Origin of the sequence: Nocardia salmonicida (genome assembly GCF_036142455.1) — a bacterium.
Lineage (GTDB): Bacteria > Actinomycetota > Actinomycetes > Mycobacteriales > Mycobacteriaceae > Nocardia > Nocardia salmonicida.
The window spans coordinates 3,861,526-3,888,085 of the sequence record NZ_CP108014.1; the positions used below are offsets into that span (position 1 = coordinate 3,861,526).

Annotated in this window: 24 protein-coding genes; 13 read left to right on the forward strand and 11 right to left on the reverse strand. The window is 68.7% G+C overall.

All coding sequences use genetic code 11. The features are described from left to right. The first annotated feature begins 107 nt into the window (after positions 1-107). Positions 108-1,481 carry an RNA polymerase sigma factor gene (locus OHS03_RS18335; protein WP_056811247.1) on the forward strand — a complete coding sequence of 458 codons (1,374 nt, stop codon included), beginning with the start codon at positions 108-110 and terminating at the stop codon, positions 1,479-1,481. 245 nt (positions 1,482-1,726) lie between these two features. Beyond that, positions 1,727-2,626 carry an MHYT domain-containing protein gene (locus OHS03_RS18340; protein ID WP_082843849.1) on the forward strand — a complete coding sequence of 300 codons (900 nt, stop codon included), beginning with the start codon at positions 1,727-1,729 and terminating at the stop codon, positions 2,624-2,626. On the opposite strand, the gene OHS03_RS18345 is transcribed toward OHS03_RS18340, so the two are convergent. Genes OHS03_RS18345 through OHS03_RS18355 form a run of 3 tightly spaced genes read right to left on the reverse strand, consistent with a single transcriptional unit; the run spans position 2,627 to position 4,703 of the window. Continuing rightward, positions 2,627-3,805: a cation:proton antiporter gene (locus OHS03_RS18345; RefSeq protein WP_328655738.1), complete on the reverse strand. Its 1,179-nt coding sequence runs from the start codon at positions 3,803-3,805 to the stop codon at positions 2,627-2,629. Between the two features lie 6 nt (positions 3,806-3,811). Next, positions 3,812-4,294 carry a cation:proton antiporter regulatory subunit gene (locus OHS03_RS18350; protein ID WP_056811253.1) on the reverse strand — a complete coding sequence of 161 codons (483 nt, stop codon included), beginning with the start codon at positions 4,292-4,294 and terminating at the stop codon, positions 3,812-3,814. Positions 4,295-4,331: 37 nt separating this feature from the next. Further along, the gene (locus tag OHS03_RS18355) at positions 4,332-4,703 is read right to left on the reverse strand and encodes a DUF952 domain-containing protein (protein ID WP_131816621.1); all 372 of its coding nucleotides are present in this window, start codon (positions 4,701-4,703) and stop codon (positions 4,332-4,334) included. A 402-nt stretch (positions 4,704-5,105) separates the two neighbouring features. On the opposite strand from OHS03_RS18355, the gene OHS03_RS18360 reads away from it, so the two are divergent. Beyond that, positions 5,106-5,300: a DUF7455 domain-containing protein gene (locus OHS03_RS18360; RefSeq protein WP_056811260.1), complete on the forward strand. Its 195-nt coding sequence runs from the start codon at positions 5,106-5,108 to the stop codon at positions 5,298-5,300. 87 nt (positions 5,301-5,387) lie between these two features. Here OHS03_RS18360 and OHS03_RS18365 read toward each other — a convergent pair whose 3' ends face one another. Then, positions 5,388-6,140, reverse strand: coding sequence for a TetR/AcrR family transcriptional regulator (locus tag OHS03_RS18365; RefSeq protein ID WP_328655740.1), 753 nt, complete (start codon positions 6,138-6,140; stop codon positions 5,388-5,390). 137 nt (positions 6,141-6,277) lie between these two features. Here OHS03_RS18365 and OHS03_RS18370 point away from each other — a divergent pair, with 137 nt between their 5' ends. After that, entirely contained in the window at positions 6,278-8,008 is a 1,731-nt protein-coding gene (locus OHS03_RS18370; protein ID WP_328664283.1) for a DEAD/DEAH box helicase, read from the forward strand. Then, the gene (locus OHS03_RS18375; protein WP_328655742.1) at positions 8,008-8,556 is read left to right on the forward strand and encodes a hypothetical protein; all 549 of its coding nucleotides are present in this window, start codon (positions 8,008-8,010) and stop codon (positions 8,554-8,556) included. Before OHS03_RS18370 ends, OHS03_RS18375 begins: the two co-directional genes overlap by 1 nt. A gap of 9 nt (positions 8,557-8,565) precedes the next feature. On the opposite strand, the gene OHS03_RS18380 is transcribed toward OHS03_RS18375, so the two are convergent. Continuing rightward, entirely contained in the window at positions 8,566-9,303 is a 738-nt protein-coding gene (locus OHS03_RS18380; RefSeq protein WP_328655744.1) for an SDR family NAD(P)-dependent oxidoreductase, read from the reverse strand. Between the two features lie 161 nt (positions 9,304-9,464). Here OHS03_RS18380 and OHS03_RS18385 point away from each other — a divergent pair, with 161 nt between their 5' ends. Continuing rightward, on the forward strand, positions 9,465-10,067 hold the full coding sequence (locus OHS03_RS18385) for a TetR/AcrR family transcriptional regulator (RefSeq protein ID WP_328655746.1): 603 nt from the start codon (positions 9,465-9,467) through the stop codon (positions 10,065-10,067). Positions 10,068-10,125: 58 nt separating this feature from the next. On the opposite strand, the gene OHS03_RS18390 is transcribed toward OHS03_RS18385, so the two are convergent. Continuing rightward, complete coding sequence (locus OHS03_RS18390) at positions 10,126-11,850, reverse strand: DEAD/DEAH box helicase (protein WP_056811272.1); 1,725 nt, start codon at positions 11,848-11,850, stop codon at positions 10,126-10,128. A gap of 188 nt (positions 11,851-12,038) precedes the next feature. On the opposite strand from OHS03_RS18390, the gene OHS03_RS18395 reads away from it, so the two are divergent. Next, positions 12,039-13,202 (forward strand): YihY/virulence factor BrkB family protein, encoded by a 1,164-nt coding sequence (locus OHS03_RS18395; RefSeq protein ID WP_328655748.1) that lies wholly within the window; start codon positions 12,039-12,041, stop codon positions 13,200-13,202. Here OHS03_RS18395 and OHS03_RS18400 read toward each other — a convergent pair. Continuing rightward, positions 13,172-13,411, reverse strand: a complete 240-nt coding sequence (locus tag OHS03_RS18400; protein WP_056815556.1) for a DUF3039 domain-containing protein — start codon at positions 13,409-13,411, stop codon at positions 13,172-13,174. The two genes, OHS03_RS18395 and OHS03_RS18400, sit on opposite strands and share 31 nt — an antisense overlap. A gap of 83 nt (positions 13,412-13,494) precedes the next feature. Between OHS03_RS18400 and OHS03_RS18405 the strand changes: the two genes are divergently transcribed. Then, positions 13,495-13,911: a DUF3099 domain-containing protein gene (locus OHS03_RS18405; RefSeq protein ID WP_328655751.1), complete on the forward strand. Its 417-nt coding sequence runs from the start codon at positions 13,495-13,497 to the stop codon at positions 13,909-13,911. Between the two features lie 18 nt (positions 13,912-13,929). On the opposite strand, the gene OHS03_RS18410 is transcribed toward OHS03_RS18405, so the two are convergent. After that, on the reverse strand, positions 13,930-15,261 hold the full coding sequence (locus tag OHS03_RS18410) for an MFS transporter (RefSeq protein WP_328655753.1): 1,332 nt from the start codon (positions 15,259-15,261) through the stop codon (positions 13,930-13,932). 249 nt (positions 15,262-15,510) lie between these two features. On the opposite strand from OHS03_RS18410, the gene OHS03_RS18415 reads away from it, so the two are divergent. The 3 genes from OHS03_RS18415 to OHS03_RS18425 all read left to right on the forward strand — a co-directional run bounded on the left by OHS03_RS18415 (position 15,511) and on the right by OHS03_RS18425 (position 19,003). Beyond that, positions 15,511-16,248 carry a VOC family protein gene (locus OHS03_RS18415; protein WP_328655754.1) on the forward strand — a complete coding sequence of 246 codons (738 nt, stop codon included), beginning with the start codon at positions 15,511-15,513 and terminating at the stop codon, positions 16,246-16,248. 117 nt (positions 16,249-16,365) lie between these two features. Next, positions 16,366-17,865: a DUF7782 domain-containing protein gene (locus OHS03_RS18420; protein WP_328655756.1), complete on the forward strand. Its 1,500-nt coding sequence runs from the start codon at positions 16,366-16,368 to the stop codon at positions 17,863-17,865. 169 nt (positions 17,866-18,034) lie between these two features. Next, positions 18,035-19,003, forward strand: coding sequence for a sigma-70 family RNA polymerase sigma factor (locus OHS03_RS18425; RefSeq protein WP_056811283.1), 969 nt, complete (start codon positions 18,035-18,037; stop codon positions 19,001-19,003). A 157-nt stretch (positions 19,004-19,160) separates the two neighbouring features. On the opposite strand, the gene OHS03_RS18430 is transcribed toward OHS03_RS18425, so the two are convergent. Both OHS03_RS18430 and OHS03_RS18435 read right to left on the reverse strand, forming a co-directional pair. Next, on the reverse strand, positions 19,161-22,238 hold the full coding sequence (locus OHS03_RS18430; protein WP_328655758.1) for a bifunctional acetate--CoA ligase family protein/GNAT family N-acetyltransferase: 3,078 nt from the start codon (positions 22,236-22,238) through the stop codon (positions 19,161-19,163). Continuing rightward, a complete protein-coding gene (locus OHS03_RS18435; RefSeq protein WP_328655759.1) occupies positions 22,231-23,472 on the reverse strand; it encodes an acetoin utilization protein AcuC in 1,242 nt (413 codons plus the stop codon). The genes OHS03_RS18430 and OHS03_RS18435 overlap by 8 nt, the downstream gene beginning before the upstream one ends. 129 nt (positions 23,473-23,601) lie before the next feature. Between OHS03_RS18435 and OHS03_RS18440 the strand changes: the two genes are divergently transcribed. Both OHS03_RS18440 and galE read left to right on the forward strand, forming a co-directional pair. Beyond that, a complete protein-coding gene (locus OHS03_RS18440; protein WP_056815561.1) occupies positions 23,602-24,288 on the forward strand; it encodes an iron-dependent transcriptional repressor DtxR in 687 nt (228 codons plus the stop codon). A 3-nt stretch (positions 24,289-24,291) separates the two neighbouring features. Beyond that, complete coding sequence (gene galE, locus OHS03_RS18445) at positions 24,292-25,272, forward strand: UDP-glucose 4-epimerase GalE (RefSeq protein ID WP_056811289.1); 981 nt, start codon at positions 24,292-24,294, stop codon at positions 25,270-25,272. A gap of 10 nt (positions 25,273-25,282) precedes the next feature. Here the strand turns inward: galE and OHS03_RS18450 are convergent, their stop codons facing one another. Beyond that, entirely contained in the window at positions 25,283-26,449 is a 1,167-nt protein-coding gene (locus OHS03_RS18450; protein ID WP_328655760.1) for a DUF4192 domain-containing protein, read from the reverse strand. Between the last annotated feature and the right edge of the window lie 111 nt (positions 26,450-26,560).

The following is a 26,560-nucleotide window of genomic DNA, read 5'->3' on the forward strand; positions in this document are numbered from 1 at the left end:
GCGCCGACTTCACCCGGCCGACGCATCGCCGGTGCAACCCGACCGACCGCTCCGCCGGAAAACCACTCTGGCGTGACGCCGCACGAGACCGTCACGAAAGGGCGTACGTGGTAGCCACGAATACCCGTCAGACCGCCGACTCGGCCTCCGACGCCGATGCCGACGACGCCGTAACCCCGGCCAAGAAAGCGCCGGCCAAGAAGGCCGCCGCCAAAAAGGCGCCGGCGAAGAAGGCCGTAGCCAAGAAGGCGCCGGCGAAGAAGGCTGCCGCCAAGAAGGCTCCGGCCAAGAAAACCGCCGCGAAGAAGGCGACCTCGGGCGAGGGCGGTGAAGAGCAGCTCGACGACGAGTCGGTCGAGGTCGACGATCTCGGTGATCTCGAAGTCGCCGAGGACGAACTCGTCGGCGAGGAGGTCGTCGTCGAAGACGTCGCCGAGGACACCGCCGAAGTCGCCGAGACCGCGGAGCCGTCCGAGAAGGACAAGGCTTCCGGCGATTTCGTCTGGGACGAGGAGGAGTCCGAAGCGCTGCGTCAAGCACGCAAGGACGCCGAACTCACCGCCTCCGCCGACTCGGTCCGCGCCTACCTCAAGCAGATCGGCAAGGTCGCGCTGCTCAACGCGGAAGAGGAGGTCGAACTCGCCAAGCGGATCGAGGCCGGCCTGTTCGCCGCGGAGAAGATGCGCGAGTTCGCCGAGGCGGGCGAGAAGCTCTCGGTGACGACGCGCCGCGACTTCAACTGGATCGTGCGCGACGGCAACCGAGCGAAGAACCATCTGCTCGAGGCCAACCTGCGACTGGTCGTCTCGCTGGCCAAGCGCTACACCGGCCGCGGCATGGCCTTCCTGGATCTCATCCAGGAAGGCAACCTGGGTCTGATCCGCGCGGTCGAGAAGTTCGACTACACCAAGGGTTACAAGTTCTCGACCTACGCGACGTGGTGGATCCGTCAGGCCATCACCCGCGCCATGGCCGATCAGGCCCGCACCATCCGTATTCCGGTGCACATGGTCGAAGTGATCAACAAGCTCGGCCGTATCCAGCGCGAGCTGCTCCAGGATCTGGGCCGTGAGCCCACGCCGGAGGAGCTCGCCAAGGAAATGGACATCACGCCGGAGAAGGTGCTGGAGATCCAGCAGTACGCGCGTGAACCGATCTCGCTCGACCAGACCATCGGCGACGAGGGCGACAGCCAGCTCGGTGACTTCATCGAGGACTCCGAGGCGGTCGTCGCGGTCGACGCGGTGAGCTTCACCCTGCTGCAGGATCAGCTGCAGTCGGTGCTGGAGACGCTGTCCGAGCGTGAGGCGGGCGTGGTGCGGTTGCGCTTCGGCCTCACCGACGGTCAGCCGCGCACCCTCGACGAGATCGGTCAGGTCTACGGCGTCACGCGTGAGCGCATCCGCCAGATCGAATCGAAGACGATGAGCAAGCTGCGCCACCCGAGCCGCTCGCAGGTTCTGCGCGACTACCTCGACTAGCAGTTCTACGAAGAAAGGCCCGCACCACCGATTCGGTGGTGCGGGCCTTTCTTCGTTTCGGCAGCTACATCCCCAGCGGTCTGTTTTATCCAGAAGACCGACCGGTTAATCGTTTCGTGATCAACCCCACACTGATGGATTGCACTGCGGAGGACACGAATTGGCGATCTTCACCGTATGGTCACACTCAGCTTTTCGTTCTACCGCCTCAAGTCTGCGGTATCGGCATTGAGGGTTTTTCGCGCGTGCTCGACATTTATCACTTCAGCTACGGCTGGATCACCCCTGTTCTCGCCTACTTCATGTCCGTCACGGGCTGTTTGCTCGGGCTGCAGTGCGCGGCTCGCGGTCGCAATGCCCCCGAGGGGCGGGCCGGCTGGCTCATCGGCGCCGCGATCGCGATCGGCGGAACCGGCATCTGGGTCATGCATTTCATCGCCATGCTCGGCTTCACCATCCGCGGCGCCGACATTCGCTACGACGTCCCGCTGACACTGTTCAGCGCGCTCACCGCGATGGTGGTGGTCGGGATCGGGCTGTTCATGGTCAACAAGCCGCAGCCGACCCTGCGCTCGTTGCTCGCCGGTGGCACCATCACCGGCCTCGGCGTCGGGACCATGCACTACACCGGCATGTTCGCGATGAAATCCAGCGCGACCGTGCGATACGACCCGGCGATCGTGGCGCTGTCGATGCTGATCGCGGTGGTGGCATCGGTCGTGGCGCTGTGGTTCACGTTGCGCGTCAAGGGTTTTCTCGCCACCGTGGGTGCGGCGCTGATCATGGGTGTGGCCGTGTGCGGCATGCACTACACCGGGATGGCGTCGATGCACGCGCACACCGATCATCAGGCCGCACCCGGCAACGGCGCCCAGGCGATGCAACTGCTGGCTCCACTGATCGGGGTGAGCAGCATTGTCACCATGCTCGTGTTGATCAGTGTGAGCCTCACCGAGATCGAGAACGAGGAAGCGCTGCCGCGCATGTGGCTCACCTCGCGGCACCGCCCGGGACCGCGACCGGCCAAGCCGGCCAGACCCGCGGCACCGGTCGCGCAGTTCGCGCCGCCTGTCCAGCATGAGTACCTCACCGAGGAACTCAGTTATGACGGCGCCGGCGCATGGCCACGCCGCGTCATCGACTGATCAATTCGTCGCGACACCCGTACGGCGCCGGACGAATTCGACCACCGGCTCGACGACCCGCGCCGCGATCGGCCCGAGAATCGCCATCAGCAGGACATAGGCAGAGGCCAACGCGGCCAGTTTCGCGTCGGCCTTGCCGTAAGCGACCGCCAATCCGGCGATGACGATGGAGAATTCGCCGCGCGCCACCAGCGCCGCGCCTGCCCGTGCACGGCCCATCTGCCGGATTCCCTGTTTGCCCGCGGCCCACCAGCCGACCGCGACCTTGGTGCCGGTGGTCACCACCGCCAACGCGACCGCCCAGGCGAACACCGGCGGAATCGCGGCCGGGTCGATCGACAGGCCGAACGCCACGAAGAAGATGGCGGCGAAAAGATCACGCAGCGGCTCCAACAGTTTCACCGCTTCGTGCGCGGTGGAGCCCGAGATGGCGATGCCGAGCAGGAACGCGCCGACCGCGGCCGAGACATTGAGCGCCGAGGCCACACCGGCCACGAGCAGTGCCGCGCCGAGCAGTTGCAGCAGGAACACTTCACGATCGGCGCTGTCGACCACCGCCGAGACCACCCGCCCGAAACGCAGCGCGACCACGAGCACCACCGTGATGGTCGCCAGCGCGATCGCGAGGGAAATCAGTCCGCTCAGCAGGCTCAACCCCGCCAGCATCATGGTCAGGATCGGCAGGTACACCGCCATCGCGAGGTCTTCGAGCACCAGGATCGACAGCACCACCGGGGTCTCGCGGTTACCGAGGCGGCCCAGATCGTCGAGCACTTTGGCCACGATCCCCGACGACGAGATGTAGGTGACCCCGCCGAGCACGACGGCGCCGAGCACGCCCCAGCCCAGGATCAGCGCCACCGCCACGCCGGGGAGCGCGTTGGCCACCAGGTCGAGCACTCCGGCCCCCCAGGAGCGCCGCAGGCCGGTCATCAGCTCGGGAGCCGTGTACTCGAGCCCGAGCAGCAACAGCAGCAGCACGACGCCGATCTCGCTCGCCATGTGCCCGAACTCGGTGGCGGCGCCGAGGTCGATGAACCCGCCGCGACCGAACGCCAGCCCGCCGAGCAGGTACAGCGGGATCGGTGACATCCCGAACCGGCCCGCCACTCTCCCGCAGACCCCCAGCGCGAACAAGATCACGCCGAGCTCGAGCAGTGCCAAGGCCTGCGAGGTCACGGGCGCTCAGCCGTGCACGAGAATCTTCGCGGCCGCTTCCAGGCCGTCCGGGGTTCCGACGACCACGAGCAGATCACCCTCGGTGAAGGTGAAATCCGGGCCGGGTGACGGGTGGAGCTGACCGGCGCGCATGACCGCGACGATCGAGGTCTTGGTGCGGGTGCGCATGCCGGTCTCGCCGAGGGTTCTTCCCGCATAGGGTGACTCGTCGGCGATAGCGAGTTGCCGGGTGGTGATGCCCGGCAGATCGCGGTGGTCGTCGTTGAGTCTGGCGACCAGTTGTGGCGCGCCGAGCAGGTTCGCCAGCACCGACGCCTCGTCGGTGGACAGCGGCACCTGGGCGGCGATGGCGTCCGGGTCGTCGGGTTTGGACACGATCAGGTCGATGTCGCCGTCGCGGTGGGCGACCACCCCGACGCGGCGCCCCGACCTGACTTCGAAATCCTTACGCACTCCGATGCCCGGTAGCGCTGTGACGTCGACGTTCACATAGTCAACAGTAGACGCGCCCGGCCTCGATTGTGGTCTACGCCACTCCCTCCCGGCGCGGTGTGGTGAACACGCCGTCGGAGCCGGGCAGATACGGCTGCGCGGCGAGCACCGCGGCGACCGGCAGCGGGGCATAGAGATGCGGGAACAGCATCGACGACGGGTCGCTCGGGACGCCCGGCTCCCACTTCACCTCACCGGTGAACGCCGTGGGGTCCAGCCACAGCACGAGCATGTCGGCGCGCCCGGCGAAGAGTCGGTTGGCGGGCAGGTGGACCTGTTCCGGGGTGGACAGGTGCACGAAGCCGGCGTCGGCCAGCGACGGCGGCCTGCGCTCGCCCGCGTTACGAGCTTGTGCCCATTCTTGGGAAGAACACAGGTGAACAAGGGTGTGAGTGTCGGATATCACGGGTAATCTCCGGGTAGACAACAGGTTCGGACGGTCAAGACCCTGTCACAACACGACGATGTTCGTCCCGGTTCGGTGGTTGCGCCCCGCGTAACGAGCAACACCGCAGCGAGCGACATATCGGTGCGTAACAGGATCGAGGGGGAGGTGGCATCAGCGCTTCGCGGGTGATCGGTGGGTGCTCGAAACCGACGATCGGTGGATGTTCGCTTTCAGCGAAACCGCAGGTCTGTTATCGAAAACACAAAGATTCACTTCCGGGAACAAAGCCTGAACCCCGAACGTCTGACAGAGTAGTCGTACCACTGCTGGGAAGTAGCGGATGCGAGCCGCGTGGAGTGACCACGAGGCCCACACCTAGGCGAACGGCCACGCAGAGCCGGGAGCCGGGACGGAGGAGTCATGCCAGGAACCCTGACCAGCACCCCACTGACCGCACTCGATCGTTGCGATCGTTGCGGGGCGGCTGCCCGAGTGCGTGCCGTGCTTCCCGCGGGTGGCGAGTTGCTCTTCTGCCAGCACCACGCGAACGAACACATGGACCGCTTGCGCGAACTCGAAGCCGTGATCAACACGGACGAAGCTCCCGCGATCTGACCACTCCTCGCGTCCGAAACAACCACATCTGACAACAGAAAACTCCCGACAGCGGGCGACCCGAACAGGGCGCCCGCTGTTGCTGTATCAAGCGTCGGCGAGCAGACCGTCGACGAGGGTGGCCACCCCGTAGTCGAACGCGCCGTCCGGGTCGGCGGGGGCCTGATAGTGCTCGCCGACAGCGGTGCCGACCCGCCCGGCGAGCGGGAATTCGTCGGCGGGCATCACCCGAGCCAGCAAGGGGCCGTTGACCTCCCACCACTGCGCGTCGCTCAGTTGCGCGGCGGCTCCCGCGGCCGCGACGGCGAGGCGGGCATTGCCGGTGGCGAAGTCGGTGAGGACCGCGATCGCGCGGTCCATGGCCAGATCACCAAGGCCGATGCCGTCGATCGCCGCCAGTTGACGTTCGTAGCGACGCATCCTCCCCGGGCCGAGTACCTGGCGCCACGGGGACACTTCCAGGAGCCAGGGGTGCTCGATCAGATCGGCCCTGATCTGGGTGGCGATGGCGATCATGCGGTCTCTGACCGGCAGGTCGGCCGAGATCGGGATGTCGGCGGCGGCGACGGCGTCGACCATGAGCACGATCAGGGCGTCCTTGCTGGGGACGTAGGTGTAGAGGCTCATGGCGCGTAGGCCGAGTTCGGCGGCGACCGCCCGGATCGTCAGCTTGTCGAGACCGTCGCGGTCGGCCAGGGCGATGCCCGCCGAGACCACGTCGTCGACGGTGAGGCCCGGTTTCGGGCCGCGCGCGCCCGGCTTGGACGGCAGGGCGTGGCGCCACAGCAGTTCGAGGATCTGGGTGGCCTGTGCGATGGATTTCGCATCCTCGGCGGGCACCAGCCCTCCTCTCGGGAACTCGTTCGGGCGTTCGGGAACAAACTCAGTACAGTGTACGTTGTTCGGTTGTTCGTGCTGCCCGATCAGAGGAGATCGTTCTGCCCGCCACTCAGGCCACCTACCTCCCCGACCGTCATCTGTTCGCGTTGTGGACGTGGACCGGGCACGATGCCGGTGCCGCGCCGACGGGAATCGGTGATTTGGAAAAGCTCACCCTCGCGCTACCCGTCGGGGAGCGCGGCGCGATCGAACCCGTCGAGGTGGCGACCGCCGTGGTGACGCCCACCGAACTGGCCGACGTCACCATCGACGACCTCGCTCCGTCCGCGTTGGTCTGGCGCGCATTGCTGACCGGCGAACGGCCCACCGAATTGCCCACCGCCGCACATGCGGTACCCGATGCGGTCGGCACCGCGATCGTCTCCGCCGAGCGCGCCGCGCGGGTGCTGTACGAGACACAGGCGCTCGACGAGGAGCTCGCCGGGGTCCTCGATGCCACGCTGCGGCCCTATCAGGTGCGCGGGGTCGGGTGGTTGCGCGAGACCGTATCGGCGTACGGCGGGGCCGTACTGGCCGACGAGATGGGCCTCGGCAAAACGGTGCAGACGATCGGGTTCCTCCAGGGGCGCGCCGACGGGCCGCAGCTGGTGGTGTGCCCGACCTCGCTGGTGGGCAACTGGGTGCACGAGATCGAGCGGTTCGCGCCGGGGTTGAAGCCGGTGTCGTGGCGTGGCGGTGCGGTGCCCGCCGGAGCGGGGACGGTTGTCGTGACCGGATATCCGACCTTGCGGCTACACGGGGCGGCGCTGACCGGCGAGCAGTGGGCGACCGTGGTGTTCGACGAGGCGCAGGCGCTGAAGAATCCCCGTACACAGGTGTCGCGGGCAGCGCGAGGGTTGACCGCCGACGCGAAGGTCGCGCTGACCGGCACGCCGGTGGAGAACCACCTGGACGAACTGTTCGCCCTGCTCAATCTCACCGTGCCGCGACTGTTCGCGCATCGAACGCAGTTCCGGCGCAGGTTCGTCAAGCCGATCGAGGAGGGTTCGGCCACGGCGGCGGCTCGGCTGCGCGATGCGGTCGAGCCGGTTGTCCTGGGACGCAAGAAGCTTCAGGTGGCGGCGTCGCTACCGGCGAAGATCCACAGCGATCTGCTGTGCGATCTCACCGCCGAGCAGGAACGGGTGTACGACGCGGTCCTCGCCGAAGCCCTGGACGAGGGCTTCGGCTCCGGCCTGCAACGGCAGGGACGAGTACTGGCAGCGCTGACCCACCTCAAGCAGGTGTGCAACCACCCCGGACTGGTCTCCGGCGACCTGGACGAACTCGCGGGCCGCTCCGGAAAACTCGACCTGTGCACCGACATCGTCGCCACCAACCTCGACACCGATGACCCCACCCTGATCTTCACCCAGTACCGCAAGACCGGCGAACTGCTGGTGCGTCACCTGGCCGAACAGTTCGGGGTCGAGGCGCCGTTCTTCCACGGCGGGCTCGACGCCACCCAGCGCGGTGAGCTGGTCACCCGCTTCCAGGCACCGGACGGACCGCCGGTGCTGATCCTGAGCCTGCGCGCCGCCGGCACCGGCCTCACGCTCACCCGCGCGGCCGATGTGATCCATTTCGATCGCTGGTGGAATCCGGCGGTGGAGGCGCAGGCGTCGGACCGGGCACACCGGATCGGGCAGACCCGCACCGTCACCGTCACCACCCTCACCAGCGCGACGACGGTGGAGGAACACATCGCGGCGATGCATACCCGCAAGTCCGCGCTGACGGATCTGTCCGATACCGCGGGCATCGCCGAGCTGGCCCGCCTCGACGACGACGCCCTCGTCGACATCCTGCGCCGGAAGCGAGAGAACTGATGGCCGACAACGAATTCGGTTACACCCTCTGGGGACGGGACTGGGTGCGGCTGGCCGAACCGCTGCGCCAGACCCGCCCGGAGCCACTGCTGCCCCGCGCCCGTAGCATCGCTCGCAACGACGGGGTGGGCATCGAGATCGAGGGGCGCACCGTGCGCGCGCATCTGCATCGCGGCGGTCAGGCCTCGATCGCGCACGTCGAGGTGGCACCGCTGACCCGAGCGGCGGTGACCGCGATCGGTCACACGATCACCGACCCGACCATCCTCACCGACGAGATGCACCGGGCTCTGCTCGACGCGGGTCACTCCCCCGCGCCGAGCCTGGTGAGCACCGACTGTTCCTGCTCGGCGCGGACCGCGCGCTGCGTGCACGTGTTCGCGATGCTGTACACGATCGCGCGCAAGGTCGACGAGAATCCGCGCCTCGCACTGGAATTGCAGGGCTACTTCGACGCCACCACCGACTCCGATCTCCCCGCCCAGGAGCCGCGCTGGACCAGCATCAACAGTCTCGACCCGACCCGGTTCTTCGTACCCGCCTCCTGAGCGGGCGGCTCAGGCGTTGGTGCCGCCGTCCACGGTGAGGATCGCGCCGGTGATCGACCGGCCGGACGGACCGGCGAGGAAGGTGACCAGATCGGCGACGTCGGCGGCGGCGCCGAACCGGCCGAGTGCATTGAACTCTCGTTGGGTCGGGGCGTGATCGCTGTTCGCCGGGTTCATATCGGTATCGGTGGGACCCGGCTGCACGAGGTTGACGGTTATGCCGCGCGGACCCAGTTCACGCGCAAGAGCTTTGGTGAAGCCGTTGAGCGCCGACTTGCTCAGGTTGTACAGCGACAACCCGCCGAAGAGCGCCCGTTCGGACAGGTTGGAGCCGATGGAGATGATCCGGCCGCCGTCGCCGAGGTGCGGTAGGGCGGCCTGGCCCGCGACGAAGGCGGCGCGGGCGTGGATGTTCAGCGCGCGGTCGATCTCGTCGAGGGTGAACTCTTCGTAGGGCTTGGCCGGGAAGATGCCCGCGTTGTTCACGAGCACGTCGAGGCCGCCCAGTTCGCGCGCGGTCTGCTCGACGGCGGCGACGACCTGCGCGGCGTCGGCGCTGTCGGCCCTGATCGACAGCGCCCGCCTGCCCAGCGCCTCGATATCGGCGGCCACCGCCTTCGCGGCGACCTCGTCGCGCTGGTAGGTGAACGCCACATCGGCGCCTGCGGCGGCCAGGGCGCGGGCGATGGCCGCGCCGATCCCACGGCTCGCGCCGGTCACCAGGGCCACTGTGTTGCTGCTCGTCATCAGGCTCGCTCCAATTTTGTAGTGGTCGATACATAAATAGACAAGCGCACGCGCACCCCAGCCGTCAAGGGTTTCTTATCGATCGACACAGAAATCAGGGGCGGGCGGCGAGGCCCTCGCCGCGGGCGGTATATTTACCGATCGGCACAGAAAGGTTTCGCATGGCAGAACGCGGGCGCCCCCGAGGCTTCGACCGTGAGGTCGCGCTGCGCCGTGCCATGGAGGTGTTCTGGGAACGCGGCTACGACGGCGCCTCGATGAGCGACCTCACCACCGCCATGGGCATCAACTCCCCCAGCCTCTACGCCGCCTTCGGCGACAAGGAAGCCCTGTTCCGCGCCGCCGTCGAGCTCTACGGCCGCAGCGAGGGTTCCCACACGGCCAGGGCGCTGCGCGAGCAACCCACCGCCTACGCCGCGATCGAGACGATGCTGCGCGACAACATCCCCCTCTACACCGACCCCGGCCTTCCGCACGGCTGCATGGTGGTCCTCGCCGGCGCGACCTACACCACCCGCAATGCCGCGGTCCGCGAATTCCTGGTCGAAGCCCGCCGCCGCACCACGGCCGACATCCGCGCCAGGCTCGACCGTGGCGTCACCGACGGCGACCTCGCCCCCGACACCGACACCGCTTCGCTCGCCATGCTTTTCAGCACCGTGCTCTACGGCCTGTCGATTCAGGCCAGAGACGGCGTCGGGCCCGACGAACTGAGCATCGCCGTGGACAGCGCCATGCAGACACTGGCGGCCGTGACACGCTAGGCGAGGCCGCATGATCGGCCGGACGGAGAACTACGAGTGTGACCGCAGATGGGATCTCTCAGAGTCGACGCAGCGCCGCGATACGCTCGCCCAATTGATCGACACTGGCCAATGCCGTTGGCGGACCACCGCATTCGCGGCGGAGTTCGCCATGGATCACGCCGTGGGGTTTGCCGGTGCGGTGGTGGTGCATGGCCACCAGGCTGTTGAGTTCGCGGCGCAGTTCGCCCAGTTTGTCGGAGGTGGCGACGCGTTCGGCGACGGCCGCGGGTTGCGGCGCGGATTCCGCGGCGCTCCGGTCGGCGAGCTGGCGGGTCTGCCGGTCGCGTAGCAGTGCGCGCATCTGGTCGGCGTCGAGCAGACCGGGGATGCCGAGGTAGTCGGCCTCTTCGTCGCTGCCCGCGATGGTGGCGGTTCCGAAGGAGGATCCGTCGTAGATCACCTGGTCGAGTTCGGCGTCCGCGGCGAGCGCGACGAAGGACTTCTCGTCCTCACCGGGCTCGTCCTCGGCCTTGTTCGCGTCCATCAGCAGCTCGTCGTCGAGGCCGTCCTTCTCGCGATGCGGCTTGCCGATGACGTGATCGCGCTGCAGCTCGAGCTGCGCGGCCAGATCCAGCAGCACCGGCACCGACGGCAGGAACACGCTCGCCGTCTCCCCCGGCTTGCGGGCACGCACGAAACGCCCGATGGCCTGCGCGAAGTACAGCGGCGTCGACGCACTGGTGGCATACACGCCGACGGCCAACCGGGGCACGTCGACGCCTTCGGACACCATGCGCACCGCCACCATCCACGGCTGGGTGCCCTTGCCGAACTCGCCGATGCGCTGCGAGGACTGCGGGTCGTCGGAGAGCACCACCGTCGGCCGCTCACCGCAGATGTGTTCGAGCAGTTCGGCGTAGTCGCGGGCCCGTTCCTGATCGGTGGCGATCACCAGACCGCCCGCGTCGGGCATGCCGGAGGCGCGCAACTGACGCAGGCGCATGTCGGCCGCGCGCAGCACCGACGAGATCCAGTCGCCCGCCGGGTCGAGCGCGGTGCGCCAGGCCCGCGCGGTGTGCTCGGCGCTGAGCGGTTCGCCGAGCCGGGCGGTGTGCTCCTCGCCCGCGCTGTCGCGCCAGTGCGCGTCGCCGGAGTAGGCCAGGAATACCACCGGACGCACGACGCCGTCGGCGAGCGCGTCGGCGTAGCCGTAGGAATGGTCGGCGCGCGAGCGCGGGAAGCCGCCCTCGTCGGGTTCGTAGGTGACGAACGGGATCTTCGAATCGTCACTGCGGAACGGGGTTCCGGTCAGCGCGAGACGGCGCGTCGCGTCGCCGAACGCCTCTTCGGTGGCCTCACCCCAGGTCTTGGCGTCGCCCGCGTGGTGGATCTCGTCGAGAATCACCAGGGTGCGCCGGTTCTCGGTGCGTACCCGGTGCCGCGTGGGGTGCGCGGCGACCTGGGCATAGGTCACCACCACGCCGTGATAGTCGCCCGAGGTCGCGCCGGTGGAGTTGGAGAACCGCGAATCCAACTGGATTCCGGTCCGCGCGGCCGCGGCCGACCACTGGTGCTTGAGGTGTTCGGTCGGGGCGACGACGGTGATCTGGTCCACCGTGCGATCGGCTAGCAACTCCGCGGCAACCCGCAGCGCGAAGGTGGTCTTACCGGCGCCGGGTGTCGCGACCGCGAGGAAGTCACGCGGCTTGGTGGCCAGGTATTTCGTCAAAGCGCGCCGCTGCCAGGCACGCAGCGAGCCGGACGGGGCACCTCCCGCGGCAGTATCGCCCGGTGTCCCCACTTGCTTCGCCGTAGCGGCACCACCCGACCCAGTCACGCAGACGACCCTAGCCGCCCGATGCGGCGTGTCGCCAAACCGACGCGGGGTGGGCGACAGGCATCACAACCGCGCCCGTGGTCACCGGCCATTTACCTGTTACCCGCCGACACGATGCCTCGCCCGCACCACACAGACCTCCATCGTGCGGGATGCTTGACACTGAGATGAGCAACGACCAGGTTTCGGCTGCCGACGCGGGGCACCCGCCGCAGGCGCTCCCGCCCCGCGACGCGTCCGCGCGCCCCCCGGCCGGCGCGCAGGCAGCCCCGCAACGTCACAGCGATCGCGCGCGCTGGGTGCGCTGGCTGGCCACGGCGTGGCGGCTGGTGGTCCGGGTCGCGGTCAAGTCCTGGGACAACTCGATTTTCGCCAAGTCCGCGGCCGCGGCGTTCTGGCAGACGCTGTCGCTGGCACCGCTGCTGCTCGGCCTACTCGGCAGCCTCGGCTATGTGGGCGGGTTGTTCGGGCCCGACACCGTGTTGATCGTGGAGAGCAAGATCATCGCGTTCAGCCGCGATTTCTTCAGTCCGTCGGTGGTCTCGGATCTGATCGAACCCACCGTCGACGACGTGCTCGGCAAGGGACGCGGCGCGTTGGTATCGGTGGGTTTCGTGCTGTCGCTGTGGGCCGGATCCTCGGCGATGGCCACCTTCGTCGACGCCATCGTGGAGGCGCACGGGCAGCAGGACGCGCGTCATCCGGTCTGGCAGCGGATCTTCGCGCTGCTGCTGTACGTGCAGTTCCTGGTGGCCGCGGTGCTGATCTTGCCGGTGATCGCGCTGGGTCCCACCCGGATCGGGCGGGTGCTGCCCGAGGCGTGGCGTGAACCAGGGTTGCGTCTGATCGACACGTTCTACTACCCGATCGTCGGCGTGCTGCTGATAGTCGGGCTGACCACGCTCTACAAGTTGGCCCTGCACAAATCGCTGCCGTGGCATCGGCTCTTCGGCGGTGCGCTGGTGGCCGGCGTCTTCTTCCTGGCGGCCAGCGATCTGTTGCGCCGGTACCTGTCGTGGATCACCGCCACCGGGGTGAGTTACGGCGCGCTGGCCACCCCGATCGCGTTTCTGCTGTTCACGTACTTCCTCGGCTTCGCGGTGATCCTTGGCGCGGAGTTCAACGCCGCCGTTCAGGAGTTCTGGCCTGCCCGGGCCACCAGGATGGAGCAGGTCAAGGAGTGGATCACCAGCCAGGTACGCGGCGATGACGAAGAGGACGACGAGCACGACGAAGGCGCCGACGCCTCACCCGAGGCACCGGCGTCACCGACCGAGCGCTCCGCTCAGTCGCCGTCCTTGCGCAAGCCCTCGTAGACCTTCTTGCAGTCCGGGCACACGGGCGAGCCGGGCTTGGCCGAACGCGTCACCGGGAAAACCTCGCCGCACAGCGCGACGACCATCGTGCCCATCACGGCACTTTCGGCGATCCGGTCCTTCTTCACATAGTGGAAGAATTTGGGGGTGTCGTCGCTGGTCGTCTCGTCGGTCGTGGTTTCCGGGCGTACCAGAGTGTCTGTACTCACGCCTTCCATGATGCCGCATCCGGCGCCCGCACCGCTGACCAGCCGCGTGTGCGCTCGACGACGCCTAGTGGAAGACTCGGGGTATGCAGTCCTACGGCGATGACCCAGGCGCCGACGAATCGAAGCCGGACCCGGAAGTGACCACGCCCACCGAGCCCAAGTCCTCGCGTGGGTTCTTCCGTCCCGCCCCCGCCGAACATGCCGTGCTGATCACCGAGGCCGCGCCCTCGCTCGACGAGCAGCATCGCGCCAGGGTGCGCCGCTACACCTTCATCATGGCGTTCCGGATCCCGTGCCTGATCCTCGCCGCGATCGCCTACAGCGCGTTCGAGAATCCGCTGCTGTCGATCCTGATCATCGCCGCGTCGGTGCCGCTGCCGTGGATCGCGGTGCTGATCGCCAACGATCGGCCGCCGCGCACCAAGGACGAACCCAGCCGCTGGGACGGCCGCAACAACCAGATCGCCCTCGAATCCCGGCACCACAAGACGCTGGAATAGGCGCCGCGGGATTTTCGGCTACCCGGCCGTCTTCGGCCGGCGGACCAGCATCGACATGACGGCCGCGATGCCACAGAGAGCGCCCGCGAGATACCACGCGAGGTCGTAGGAGCCCTGCAGGTCGCGGATGAGACCGGCACCGGTGGCGGCGATCGCGGCACCGACCTGGTGGGCGGCGAAGACCCAGCCGAATGCGATCGGGCCGTCGGCGCCGAAGAGTTCACGGCACAGCAACACCGTCGGCGGAACCGTGGCGATCCAGTCCAAGCCGTAGAACACGATGAACACCCACATACTCGGCTGGGTGTGCGGGCCGAGCAGTGACGGCAGGATCAGCAGCGACAGACCGCGCAGCGAGTAATAGCCGAGCAACAGGTAGCGCGGGTCGATACGGTCGGAGAGCCAGCCCGAGGCGATGGTGCCTGCCACATCGAAGATGCCGACCAGTGCCAGCAGTCCGGCCGCGGTGGTCGGTGGCATGCCGTGGTCGTGGGCGGCGGTGACGAAATGGGTGCCGACCAGGCCGTTCGTGGAGGCGCCACAGATCGCGAATCCGCCCGCCAGCAGCCAGAATCCGGGCCTGCGCGCGACCGAGGCCAACACCTTCAGCGCCCGATTCGCGCCGCCGGCGATCGGTACCCGCGCTCCCGCGTCCGAACCGGCGGGCGCCCCATAGGCACGCACACCCACATCGCTGGGATAGTCGCGCACGAACAACCACACCAGTGGCACCACCGACAGTGCCACCGCCGCCACGAGCAGTGACGGCAGTCGCCAGCCGTGCTCGGTGGCGAGCATCGACACCAGGGGCAGGAACACCAGCTGACCGGTGGCGCCCGCGGCGGTGAGCACCCCGGTGACCAGGCCACGACTCCGGACGAACCAGCGTCCGGTGATCGTCGCGACGAACGGCATGGACATCGACCCGACGCCGACGCCCACCAGCAGTCCCCACGTCGCCACCAGCTGCCACGCCTGGGTCATGAACACCGTCAGCCCGCTGCCCGCGGCGATCAGCACCAGTGCCGAACACACCACCTTGCGGATGCCGAATCGGTCCATCAGCGCGGCGGCGAACGGCGAGATCAGGCCGTAGAGCAGCATATTCAGCGAGATCGCGGTGGAGATCGTGGCGTGTGACCAGCCGAATTCGGTGTGCAGCGGTTCGATGAGGACGCTGGGCACCGAGCGGAAAGCGGCCGCGCCGAGCAGAGCGACGAATCCGACGCCCGCCACGATCCACGCGGGATGGAGTCGGTGACGATCGTCGGTGACCGATGCCGGTGCGAGGGTGAGATTATCGGCCGGGCTGTCGCCGGTGGGCGGCACAGGCGCACGTAAATCGGTCACTCGGTCAGCGTGCCGGATCAGCGCCGAGCGAGCGAGTGGCCGGTGTGACATGTTTCATCAATATCCTGCCACCGCAGTGTTGGGCAGACGCGCCGCGCGCGAAGCGCCGTGACAGCGGCGCATCTCGAGGCTGTCGACAGCGGAGCCAGGGCCGCCTACCGTTCGGACAGGACCTTCTGCGCGGCCTGACAGGGCAACCGATTTCGGCCGACGGCTTTGCGCGTGTCCTCATATCGAAAGGGAGACAGCATGATTCGCTGGACCTGGGCGTTTCTCGATCGGCCCGTCGATACCTTCGCCGACTGTGCGCGATTCTGGGCGAAGGTCACCGATTCCACTGTGTCGGCGCCGCGTGGCGAGCACGACGAATTCGTCACGCTGCTGCCTGCCACCGGACCCGCGTGGATCAAGGTGCAAGCGGTCCACGGCGACGGTGGGGTCCATCTCGACCTCGACGTCGACAACATCCCCGCGGCGGTAGCGATCGCGACCGGACTCGGCGCCCGCGTCGTTGCCGAGCTGCCCGACTACACCGTGCTGCAATCGCCTGCCGGACAGACGTTCTGCCTCACTCCGGCCGCCGACTCGTCGGATCTCGGGCCCGCACCGGTGACCGTGTCGACCGCACCCGACGGCACAGTGACGCGCCTGGACCAGATCTGTCTCGACCTGTCTCCCCACGACATCGACGGCGATACCGCCTTCTGGCGGGCACTCACCGACTGGACGCACAAGCCCGGCCGCCGCCCGGAGTTCTCCCGCCTCCGCGGCCCCGACCAGCCACTGCACTTTCTGCTCCAACGCCTCGACGACCCCGGACCCGCGGGCGCACACGTCGACCTGGCCTCGTCGAATATCGCCGCCACCGCCGCCTGGCACGAATCCCTCGGCGCCACCCGAATCACCGACGGCGAACACTGGATAGTCCTGCGAGACCCCGGAAACGCCTTGTACTGCGTGACATCCAGAGACCCCTACACCGGCTGAGGCACCCTCACCGGGCGGGCGACCCGGGCTCTGAGCACCGGGCGACACGCAGCGGCAGCTGGTCGTTCTCAGCCTTCGCGCTCCTGGCAGAGTGGGCGAGTGCCTACGAACCCGACGATGACCGACTCCCTGCTCACCGCGCTGTGCCCGGACCTGCGCACCGCGCTGATCCGGGTCGGCTACGACGCCGACACACTGGTGGAGGCGCTGGGACCCGATGTGCATGCGGCGCTGAGCCGTTCGGAGCCGGTGCCGGTGCGCCGGGCCGCGCGGGCGGCGGGCGACCTGGGCACGCTGGTGCGGTTGTTGCTGCTGGGAGACGTATTGCCCGAGCGCGAGGTCGCCGCCGCGCTGGCGCCGGTGCGCATCGACGCGGCGGTGGCGGCGGGTCTGCTCACGCGCGAGGGTGACGAGGTCATGGCCGCGCTGGATCTGCGGCCGCTCGATGCCGGCGCGGGTACGCGATGGATCCTGTCCGATCTCGACGATTCGATGCGCAGGCGCACCCTCACCGAGGATCACGTTCTCGGCGTCGGACACGCGTCGCTGTCGTTGCTGCGAGCTACACCGACCGAACCGGTCGGCACCGTGTTGGATCTGGGTACCGGCTGCGGTGTGCAGGCCGTGCACGCGGCCGGTTACGCGGGTCGGGTCACCGCCACCGACGTCAACGCGCGGGCCTTGTGGCTGGCACAGGCCACAACGGCGCTCAACGAACTCGACATCGAACTGCTCGAAGGGTCCTGGTTCGAGCCGGTGGCCGGGCGGCGCTTCGATCAGGTGGTGGCCAATCCGCCGTTCGTGGTCGGTCCGGCCCGCATCGAGCACACCTATCGCGACTCCGGGCTCGCCCTGGACGGCGCCAGCGAACTGGTGATCGGGCAGGCGCCCGAGCTGCTGGCGCCCGGCGGCACGGCGGCCATGCTCGCGGCCTGGGTGCACGTGGACGGCGAGGACTGGCGGCAACGGGTGTCGAGCTGGTTGCCCTCGCACGGCGTCGACGCGTGGGTCGTGCAGCGCGACGTCGCCGACCCTGCCCTCTACGTCGGCACCTGGCTGCGCGACGCGGGCCTGGACCCCCGTGACCCGGCCGCCCAGGAACAGGCGACGCGGTGGCTCGACGCCTTCGACGCCGCCGACGTCGAAGGCGTCGGGTTCGGCTTCGTCTATCTCCGCGCGATCGACGGCCCCACCGAACTCCTCGCCGAGGACCTCACCCACGGCTTCGACGACCCGCTCGGCACCGAGGTGGCCGGGTACTTCGCGCGGTCGGCGTGGCTGCGCGCCGTGGCCGGCGACGACAGACTCGCGTGGACCTCCCGTTTCGCGCCGAGCCCGGCGACCGCGTTGGAACGGGTGTTCCTGCCCGGTGAGTTCGGCTGGGCCGAGCAGGTGACCCGGCTCCATCGCGGCGACGGACCGCGCTGGCAGCACGAGGTCGACGAGTCGACAGTCGCCCTGGTGGCGGGAATGCGGCCCGATGGGCTGCCGTTGTACGAATTGCTCGAACTACTCGCCCTCGCCGACGGAGCCGAGCAGGTCACGCCGGAATTCGCGGCCCAGGCACTCGGCGTGGTCGCCGGACTCGTCCGCCACGGATTGGTGCGGCCCGTCTGAATCGGCCCGCGGTGGCAGCGAGTTCCGGCTACGGCGCTCTTCTCAGGAACTTCTCAGCCGTTGGGGTGGGAACCAGCAGCTCAGAGCGGTTTATCGACCGCGGGAACGGGAACTTTCTCTACGTCGGGTCCGTTGAACGGAATGAGACACCACCGACAGGAGGCAAGTCATGACAAGCCCCGCCACCACTCGTTTGCGCCCCAGCGAGGCCGATATCGACGCCCAGAGCCCGGCAGCCGATCTGGTACGCGTGTACCTCAACGGAATCGGACGCACGGCACTGCTCACGGCGGCCGACGAGGTCGAATTGGCCAAGCGCATCGAGGCGGGCCTGTATGCCCAGAACCTGCTATCGACCGGTAAGCGGTTGACGGCGGCTCGCAAGCGTGATCTGGCGATCCTGGTCCGCGAGGGCTCCGCCGCCCGCTCGCACCTGCTCGAGGCCAACCTGCGTCTGGTCGTATCCCTGGCCAAGCGCTACACCGGCCGCGGCATGCCGCTGCTGGACCTGATCCAGGAAGGCAACCTCGGACTGATCCGCGCGATGGAGAAGTTCGACTACGCCAAGGGCTTCAAGTTCTCCACCTACGCCACCTGGTGGATCCGCCAGGCCATCACCCGCGGCATGGCCGATCAGAGCCGCACCATCCGGCTGCCCGTGCACCTGGTCGAACAGGTGAACAAGCTCGCCAGGATCAAGCGGGAACTGCACCAGCAGCTGGGCCGCGAGGCCACCGACGCCGAACTCGCCAACGAGTCGGGCATCCCGGTGGAGAAGATCGCCGACCTGCTCGATCACAGCCGCGACCCGGTGAGCCTGGACATGCCCGTCGGCAACGACGAGGAGGCCCCGCTCGGCGACTTCATCGAGGATTCCGAGGCCACCTCCGCCGAGAGCGCCGTCATCGCCGGCCTGCTGCACCACGACGTGCGCAGCGTCCTGGCCACCCTCGACGAGCGCGAGCAGCAGGTCATCCGCCTGCGCTTCGGTCTCGACGACGGCCAGCCGCGCACCCTGGACCAGATCGGCAAGCTGTTCGGCCTGTCCCGTGAGCGGGTGCGCCAGATCGAGCGCGAGGTCATGTCCAAGCTGCGCAAGGGCGACCGCGCCGACCGTTTGCGCGCCTACGCCAGCTGATCCGAGAACTCGACGGCCCCACGGGGTCGTCTGCCGAAACGCCGACCGGCGACCGCGAACTCTCCCCTCCGGGTCGCGAGCCGGTCGGCGTTGTTCGTTCACTCGACCCTGCATCGAATCCCACCTCAGGTAGCGGCAGATCAGGGCCGTCGCACCGTCAGGCCAATCGGCGGGGGCCGGTGTCGAAGCGGCTGGGTTCGGGGCCGATGCGGGCTCGGGCGTAGATGATCTCCGCCGAGGCCGAGGCGGCGAGCACGGGATCGCACGAGAGTTCGCGCATCTGGGGGATGTCGTCGAACAGGGCCGAAATACGTTGGGCCAGTTCGGCGAGAGCCGCCTTGTCGACCCCTGTTCGGCCCGGGCCCTCCGACAGCAGTGGCGCTGCTCGTGGCGCGTCGATGAGCGCGGTCGCCTCGTCCTGGGTCAGCGGTAGTGCGCGGTAGGCGCGGTCGCCGAGCAGGTCGATGATCATGCCGGACAGGCCGAACTGGATGACCGACCCGAACGAGGGGTCGTCGGTGACGCTCAGCACGCAGCCGACCCCCTTGGTCGCCATCTTCTGCACATGTAGGAGCGGATCTCCGCAGATCTCCACCAGGTCGGTGTAGGCCTGACGGACCGTGTCCGGCCCCCACAGGTCCAAGCGCACGCCGATCAGGTCGGGCCGACGCCGCCACAGCTCCCCGGTGGCCTTGGCCGCCACCGGATAGCCCAGTTCCTCGGCCGCGGCGACGGCCTGTTCGGCATCGCGCACCGCCCGGAACTCGACCACGTCGATCCCGTAGCAGTCGAGCAGCAGCACCGCCTCCTCATCGGTGAGCCAGCGGCCGCCCGATTCCGCCAACCAGCCCTCCACGAGTGCCGCCGCGGCCGCGGTATCGATCCCGGGCGGGCGCATGACCGGTGAGATCGGCCGGTCACGCCAGCGCGCGTACCGGTCGACCCTGGCCAGCGCACGCGCGGCCCGTTCCGGGTCCGGGTAAGACGGAATCGATCCGCGCGCCGGGGCACCCGCGGTGGTCCGCACCGCCAACTGTCGCGGGATGCCCGATTCCGCGACGAATGTGGTGAGCACCGGCTTTCCCGGCGCTACCGCGGCAGCCGCCCGCAACGCATCCCCGAAGCCCTCCATCGGCACCGGAACCGGTGGCGCGACCACGACGATCACCGCGTCGACCTCGTCGCTGCGCAGCGCGGCGAGGACCGCTTCCCTGAAGTCGGCGGGCGTGGCCTCCGGACCGAGGTCCACCGGCCCGTCGACCCCCACACCGACTGCCCCCCGCTCGATGGGCTCGGCGGTGTCCGTCTCCCGCGCAGGAGGCTCGACGCTGTCCGCAAATCGACCGGCCCGTCGAGCGCTGCGCGCGCCCCACCCGGTCCGGCCGATACGATCCGACCCCTGCTCCACACGGCCGGAATCCCGTCCGGTCCGCCGCCCACGATCTCCTCCCCGCCCGTCCCTGCCACGATCGGCCTCCCGACCGATTCGTCCGATGCGGTCCGTATCGGGCACTTCCGCCGAATCGCGGTCGATTCGCAGCGAACTGTTCGGACCTCGCTCAGCCGGCGCCACCCCCGCCGAATCCCGCTCGATCGGCAGAGGGCCCTGCAGTCCGCGCTCGGTCGGTCGGGCACCGGGACCTCGGTCGACAGCGGTGACGGGCCGATACACCCGCAACCCTTCGCTGCGGGCGGCGTCGATCGCCAGCCAGTTCAGTGCGGCGCTGTTTCCGACCACGGCGACCCGAGGGCCTTTCGGTAGCGGCTGACAGGCCAGCAGGGCGGCGCAGTCGAACAGTTCGGAGATGGAGTCGACCTGGATGATTCCGGCTTGGCCGAACAGGTCACGGACCACCGTGCGGTCCATGTCGGCGCCGGCGGCGAGGCGACCGCTGCTCACCGCCACGATCGGTTTGCCGCGGGCCACCCGGCGGGCCAGACGAGAGAACTTGCGCGGATTGCCGAAGCTCTCGAGGTACAGCAGGATCACCTCGGTGTCGGCGGCGGTGTCCCAGTACTGGAGCAGATCGTTGCCCGAGACATCGGCTCGGTTGCCGGCCGAGACGAACGTCGACAAGCCGAGATTGCGGGCCGCGGCCTCACCGAGGATCGCCGCACCGAGTGGGCCGGACTGGCAGAAGAACCCGATCCGTCCCCGCTCGGGCAGGACCGGGGCCAGCGTGGCGTTCAGACCGACCGCGGGGTCGGTGTTGGCGATGCCGAGTGCGCTCGGCCCGACCACCCGCATACCGTGCCCGCGTGCTGCGGCGACCAGGTCGTGTTCGGCGGCCAGCCCGGCCGCCCCGGTCTCACCGAAGCCCGCGGTCAGCACGACCAGGCCCTTGACTCCCTTGGCCATGCAGTCGTCCAGGACCGCCCCGATCGCGGCGGGCGGCACCGCCACCACCGCCAGGTCCACCTCGTCGGGGATCTCGCGCACCGTGGCGTAGGCCCGCACGCCGCGCACCGAACGCCGGTGCAGGTTCACCGGGAACACCGGCCCGCTGAAGCCGCCCGCGAGCAGATTCGCGAGCACGGCACCGCCGACGCGGGTCTGTTCCGGTGACGCGCCGATCACCGCGACCGAACCGGGTGCGAGCAGGTTTCCGACGCTACGCGCCTCCGAGGCGGCCTCCCGCGAATCCCGCACGGTGCGCAGCGCTTCGGTGGGGTCGATGGCGAATTCGAGGTGTACTTCGGAACCGTCGCGACTGCGCTGCAGTTGGTAGCCCGCCTCGCGGAAGACTGTGATCATGGCCTCGTTCTCGGCCAGCACCTCGGCGACGAACGCGACCACTTCGTTCTCGGCGGCGGCACCGGCCAGATGCTCGAGCAGCACCGAACCGAGCCCACGTCCCTGGTGCTCGTCGGCGACCACGAAGGCCACCTCGGCCGCGCGTGGGCCCTGCCGGGCGAGCAGCTCGTAGCGGGCCACGGCGATGATGGCCGTGCCGAGTACCGCGACGAGGCCGACCCGATCGCGATAGTCGACGTGGGTGGTGCGGTACATGTCCTTCGGCGAGATCTGCGGGTACGGACCGAAATAGCGCAGATACCGGGTGCGGTCGGACAGACCGGTGTGAAAGGCGGCGAGCGCGTCGGCGTCGGCGGGCACGATCGGACGCACCTGGACCACGCCGCCGTCGGCGGCGAGCACATCGCCGTACCAGTGCTGGGGTGGCGCAGGCGGATTCGCGGGCGTGTCGGAAGTGTCGGGCAGCAGTGGCTCAGTCACGTGGGTCCTCCGGGTCGAGACCGAGCAGGCCGAAACTCGCCCGTCGGGTGGCCGTGATGGCGGTGTCGACCGCTCGCTGCGCGCGGATCTGGCCCGCATCGCCGATCTCGGGCGTGCCACCCGGTCCGTCCCATGGGCGGTAGGCGGTGTCGCCTCCGTCGCCCATGGACGTCGGCGGCTGCACCCGCGGCGCGGACGCTCGCACCTGTTCGATCCAGTCGGCGGGCACCGGCGTGTCGGGGGCCAGCGGGCGGTCGAGTGCCGCCGCGAGCAGGTGGGTCCAGGCTCGCGGCACCACGCGCACCACGCCGTATCCGCCGCCGCCGATCGCCAGCCACCGCCCCTCGGCGTATTCGTCGGCCAGATCCCGCATCGCCAGGAACGCCGCGCGCTGACCGTCGACGGTGAGCTCCAGATCGGCCAGCGGATCTTCGCGGTGGGTGTCGACACCACACTGGCTGACGACGATCTGGGGCCGGAACGCGGCCACCGCCCCGGGTACCACCGCGTGAAATCCCCTCAACCACTGCGCATCTCGTGTTCCGGGCAACAGCGGCAGGTTGATCGAGGTGCCTTCGGCGGTCCCGACCCCGGTCTCCTCCGGCCAACCGGTGTTGGGCCACAACGTCGCCGGATGCTGGTGCAGCGAGACCGTGAGCACGCGCGGATCGGCGTAGAACGCCCGCTGCACCCCGTCGCCGTGATGGACATCGACATCGAGGTAGGCGATGCGATCGAAGCCGTTCTCGAGCAGCCACGAGATAGCGATCGCCGCATCGTTGTAGACGCAGAACCCCGCCGCCGAATCCGGCATGGCGTGGTGCATTCCGCCGCCGATACTCACCGCGCGCCGCGTACGGCCCGCTGCGATCTCCCGCGCGGCGGCGAGGGTGCCGCCGACGATCACCGAGGCCGCCTCGTGCATGTGCGGGAACACCGGATTGTCGGCGGTTCCGAGGCCGTAGACGGCGTCCTCTGGCGTCGGCGGCCCTTGCCCCGCCCGGCGCACCGCCTCGATGTAGGCGCTGCTGTGGACCCGCATCAGATCCGACTCGGTGGCCGCGTCGGGTGCCAGCGGCTCGACACCATCGAGAAGACCTAAGCTTTGGGCGAGCGACATGGTGTATCGCAGGCGTGCCGGCTTCATCGGATGCTCCGGACTCCAGGTGTAACCGAGGAATCGCTCGGTCCATATGACAGTCCCTGCGTGTTCGCTGCTCGGCAACGTGACCATGCTCGCCACGCTAGCCGGAAGCAGCGGACCCCGTGCGGCGTTGACATGCAGTAGAAATAGGGCCGCTGGTCCGACGGGCGGACCGGCGTTCGCGCGTGGGTAGAATTCGTGCTGACGAAGGGGTATCAGGTGAAGGATCTGGTCGACACCACGGAGATGTATCTCCGTACCATCTACGACCTCGAGGAAGAGGGCGTGGTGCCCCTGCGGGCGCGTATCGCCGAACGCCTCGAGCAGAGTGGTCCGACGGTGAGCCAGACGGTCGCGCGGATGGAGCGCGACGGCCTGTTGCTCGTGGCCGGCGATCGCCATCTCGAGCTCACCGACAAAGGTAGGTCCATGGCGGTGTCGGTGATGCGCAAGCACCGGCTCGCCGAGCGGTTGCTGGTCGACATCATCGGATTGGATTGGGAGAACGTGCACGCCGAGGCGTGTCGCTGGGAGCACGTGATGAGCGAGGAGGTGGAGCGGCGCCTGATCGAGGTGCTCAACCACCCGACCACCTCGCCCTACGGCAACCCGATTCCCGGCCTCGACGAACTCGGTCTCGCCGACGCTCCCGCCGCCGAGGAGAAGCTGATCCGGCTCTCCGATCTGCCCAACGGCGCCCTGCACGCGGTGGTCGTGCGCAGGCTGGCCGAGCACATCCAGACCGACCCGGAGGTCATCGGGCGGTTGCGTGAGGCGGGCGTGGTGCCCGACGCTCGCGTTACCGTGGAGACCAAGCCGGGTGCGGTACTGATCACAGTGCCGGGCCACAACGGTTTCGAACTGTCCGAAGAGATGGCGCATGCCGTCCAGGTGAGGCTGGTCTGATTCGTGAAACTTCTTGTCACCGGCGGCGCCGGCTATGTGGGCGGCGGCTGTGCCGCTGTGCTGCTCGAAGAGGGCCACGAGGTAGTCGTCGTCGACGACCTCTCGACCGGTAACGCCGACGGTGTTCCGGCCGGTGCCCGATTCGTCGACGGCGATATCGCCGTCGCCGCCCCCGAACTGCTGCGTGCCGAATCCTTCGACGGCGTCCTGCATTTCGCGGCGCAGTCGCTGGTCGGCGAGTCGGTGGAACAGCCGGAGAAATACTGGCACGGCAATGTCGTAAAGACGCTGACGCTGCTGGAGGCGATCCGCGAGTCCGGCACACCGCGCCTGGTGTTCTCCTCCACGGCCGCGGTGTACGGCGAGCCCGAGCAGGTCCCGATCACCGAGGACTCGCCCACTCGCCCCACCAATCCCTACGGTGCGAGCAAACTGGCCATCGATCACGCCATCACCTCCTACGCGGCGGCGCACGATCTGGCCGCGACCAGCCTGCGCTACTTCAACGTGGCAGGCGCCTATGCCGGGCTCGGTGAGAACCGGGTCGTGGAAACACATCTGATCCCCCTCGTGTTGCAGGTGGCACTGGGTCACCGCAAGGCCATTTCGGTGTACGGCACCGACTGGCCGACGCCGGACGGTACGTGTGTGCGCGACTACATCCACATCCGCGATCTGGCGCAGGCGCACCTGCTCGCGCTGTCGTCGTCGCAGCCGGGCACGCACCGGATCTGCAACCTGGGTTCGGGCACGGGTTTCTCGGTGCGCGAAGTGATCTCGGCGTGCGAGCGGGTCACCGGCCTGCCGATCGAGACGATCGACGCGCCGCGGCGCGCGGGCGATCCGGCCGTCCTGATCGCCTCCAGCGACCGCGCGGTCGCCGAACTGGGCTGGCGACCCGAGCACAACGACCTCGACGAGATCGTCTCCGACGCTTGGGATTTCCTGCGTTCCCTCGGCCAGAACGCCCACAGCGCTCGCTGAAACACCTGCCTCACGGGGCGATCGGGCCGATGTCGACCCCGAGATCGGCGGCGATCTGATGACCACAATGCGCGAGTCTGCGCAGTCGTTCGGGCCGCAACCCGGTCTGCAGCGAAGTCTCCAGCAATGCCGCCATCGTGTGCTCGGCATCGGCCTCCACGGCGGCGGCGATAGCGACACCGGCGAAGGGTCCGTCGCCGCGCAGATAGGCGCTGAAACCGAGCAGGGCCGCTGCTTCGGCGCGGTCGGCACCGGGCGTCGCCCGCGCCAGCTGCGCCCACAGCAGCTCGGCGGCTTCGGCGTGGTCGCCCAGCGCCAGCCCGTACATGGCGTCGCGGATCGGCCGGTCACGCAGGGTCACGGCCAGGCGCGCGAGTTCGCGCTCGGCCCGCGGTGCGCCGGACGCGGTGTCGGCGATCTGCCACAGCACCCATTCCAATGCCCGCCGCTGGTAGGCGACCATGTTCCCGGCGCGCGTCGCCGCCGCCAGCCCACCTCGATAGCGCGCGTGGGCAGCCCCGAGCTGGGCGCGCACTCGCGCGCTCAGCAGGTCGTCGGGAATCATCAGCGCGGTCATCTCACGGCGGGAACCGCGAATCTGCTTGCCTTCCAGCACATGTGACACCGCGACGATCGAGGACGACGGATCGGCGACCAGGCCGGTCCCGACCGTGCCGAAGACACTGGAGTAGCGCTCGCCTGCCGCGATCGCCCGCACCGACCAGGCGCCGCGAACCTCGATTCCGTCCTCGGCCAGCGCATCGATCAAGTCGGCGGCGCGCAGGACTTCCTCCCCCTCGAACTCGGCGCGGTCCTCGACGAAGACGGCGAGTACGCCGGTCGCCTCCTCGCGCAGGCAGATCGATGCCAGGCAGGCGGTGAACTGGTCGAGCAGCCGCATGTCGGTGGCCACGTCGAGATCGAAGCGCACCACCGCCTCGATCGCCTCCGCCGCCCCGCCCGCCACCGCGTGCAGCACCGCGACGACGAGGGATCGTTCGGGCACGAACCCGAGCATCGCGGGCAGGGCGGCGATCAGTTCACCGGGTTCGTCGACCCGCAGTGGTGGGCGCGGCAATCCGCCGGGATAGCGGGGGGTGGATTCGGCACAGCCGAGTGCGCGGGGAAACGGTCCGGTGCGCGTGGCCCGGCGGGTGGGGTTCGTCGATGGCGTCATGGCTCCACCGTGCCCGCCTCCTATCGCGCACCGGCTGTATCGACCTGGGCTTTTATCCGCCCTGTGAGTAGCGCCGGAACTGTGGAGTAACCCCGGTCCCGGCACCGCGAC

Bases quoted from the DNA above. Each gene is read 5' to 3' on its own strand.
- OHS03_RS18360 (WP_056811260.1), top strand. From the start codon at position 5,106: ATGCCAGGAACCCTGACCAGCACCCCACTGACCGCACTCGATCGTTGC.
- OHS03_RS18375 (WP_328655742.1), top strand. From the start codon at position 8,008: ATGGCCGACAACGAATTCGGTTACACCCTCTGGGGACGGGACTGGGTG.
- OHS03_RS18380 (WP_328655744.1), bottom strand. From the start codon at position 9,303: ATGACGAGCAGCAACACAGTGGCCCTGGTGACCGGCGCGAGCCGTGGG.
- OHS03_RS18385 (WP_328655746.1), top strand. From the start codon at position 9,465: ATGGCAGAACGCGGGCGCCCCCGAGGCTTCGACCGTGAGGTCGCGCTG.
- OHS03_RS18395 (WP_328655748.1), top strand. From the start codon at position 12,039: ATGCTTGACACTGAGATGAGCAACGACCAGGTTTCGGCTGCCGACGCG.
- OHS03_RS18405 (WP_328655751.1), top strand. From the start codon at position 13,495: ATGCAGTCCTACGGCGATGACCCAGGCGCCGACGAATCGAAGCCGGAC.
- OHS03_RS18415 (WP_328655754.1), top strand. From the start codon at position 15,511: ATGATTCGCTGGACCTGGGCGTTTCTCGATCGGCCCGTCGATACCTTC.
- OHS03_RS18420 (WP_328655756.1), top strand. From the start codon at position 16,366: ATGACCGACTCCCTGCTCACCGCGCTGTGCCCGGACCTGCGCACCGCG.
- OHS03_RS18425 (WP_056811283.1), top strand. From the start codon at position 18,035: ATGACAAGCCCCGCCACCACTCGTTTGCGCCCCAGCGAGGCCGATATC.
- OHS03_RS18435 (WP_328655759.1), bottom strand. From the start codon at position 23,472: ATGGTCACGTTGCCGAGCAGCGAACACGCAGGGACTGTCATATGGACC.
- OHS03_RS18450 (WP_328655760.1), bottom strand. From the start codon at position 26,449: ATGACGCCATCGACGAACCCCACCCGCCGGGCCACGCGCACCGGACCG.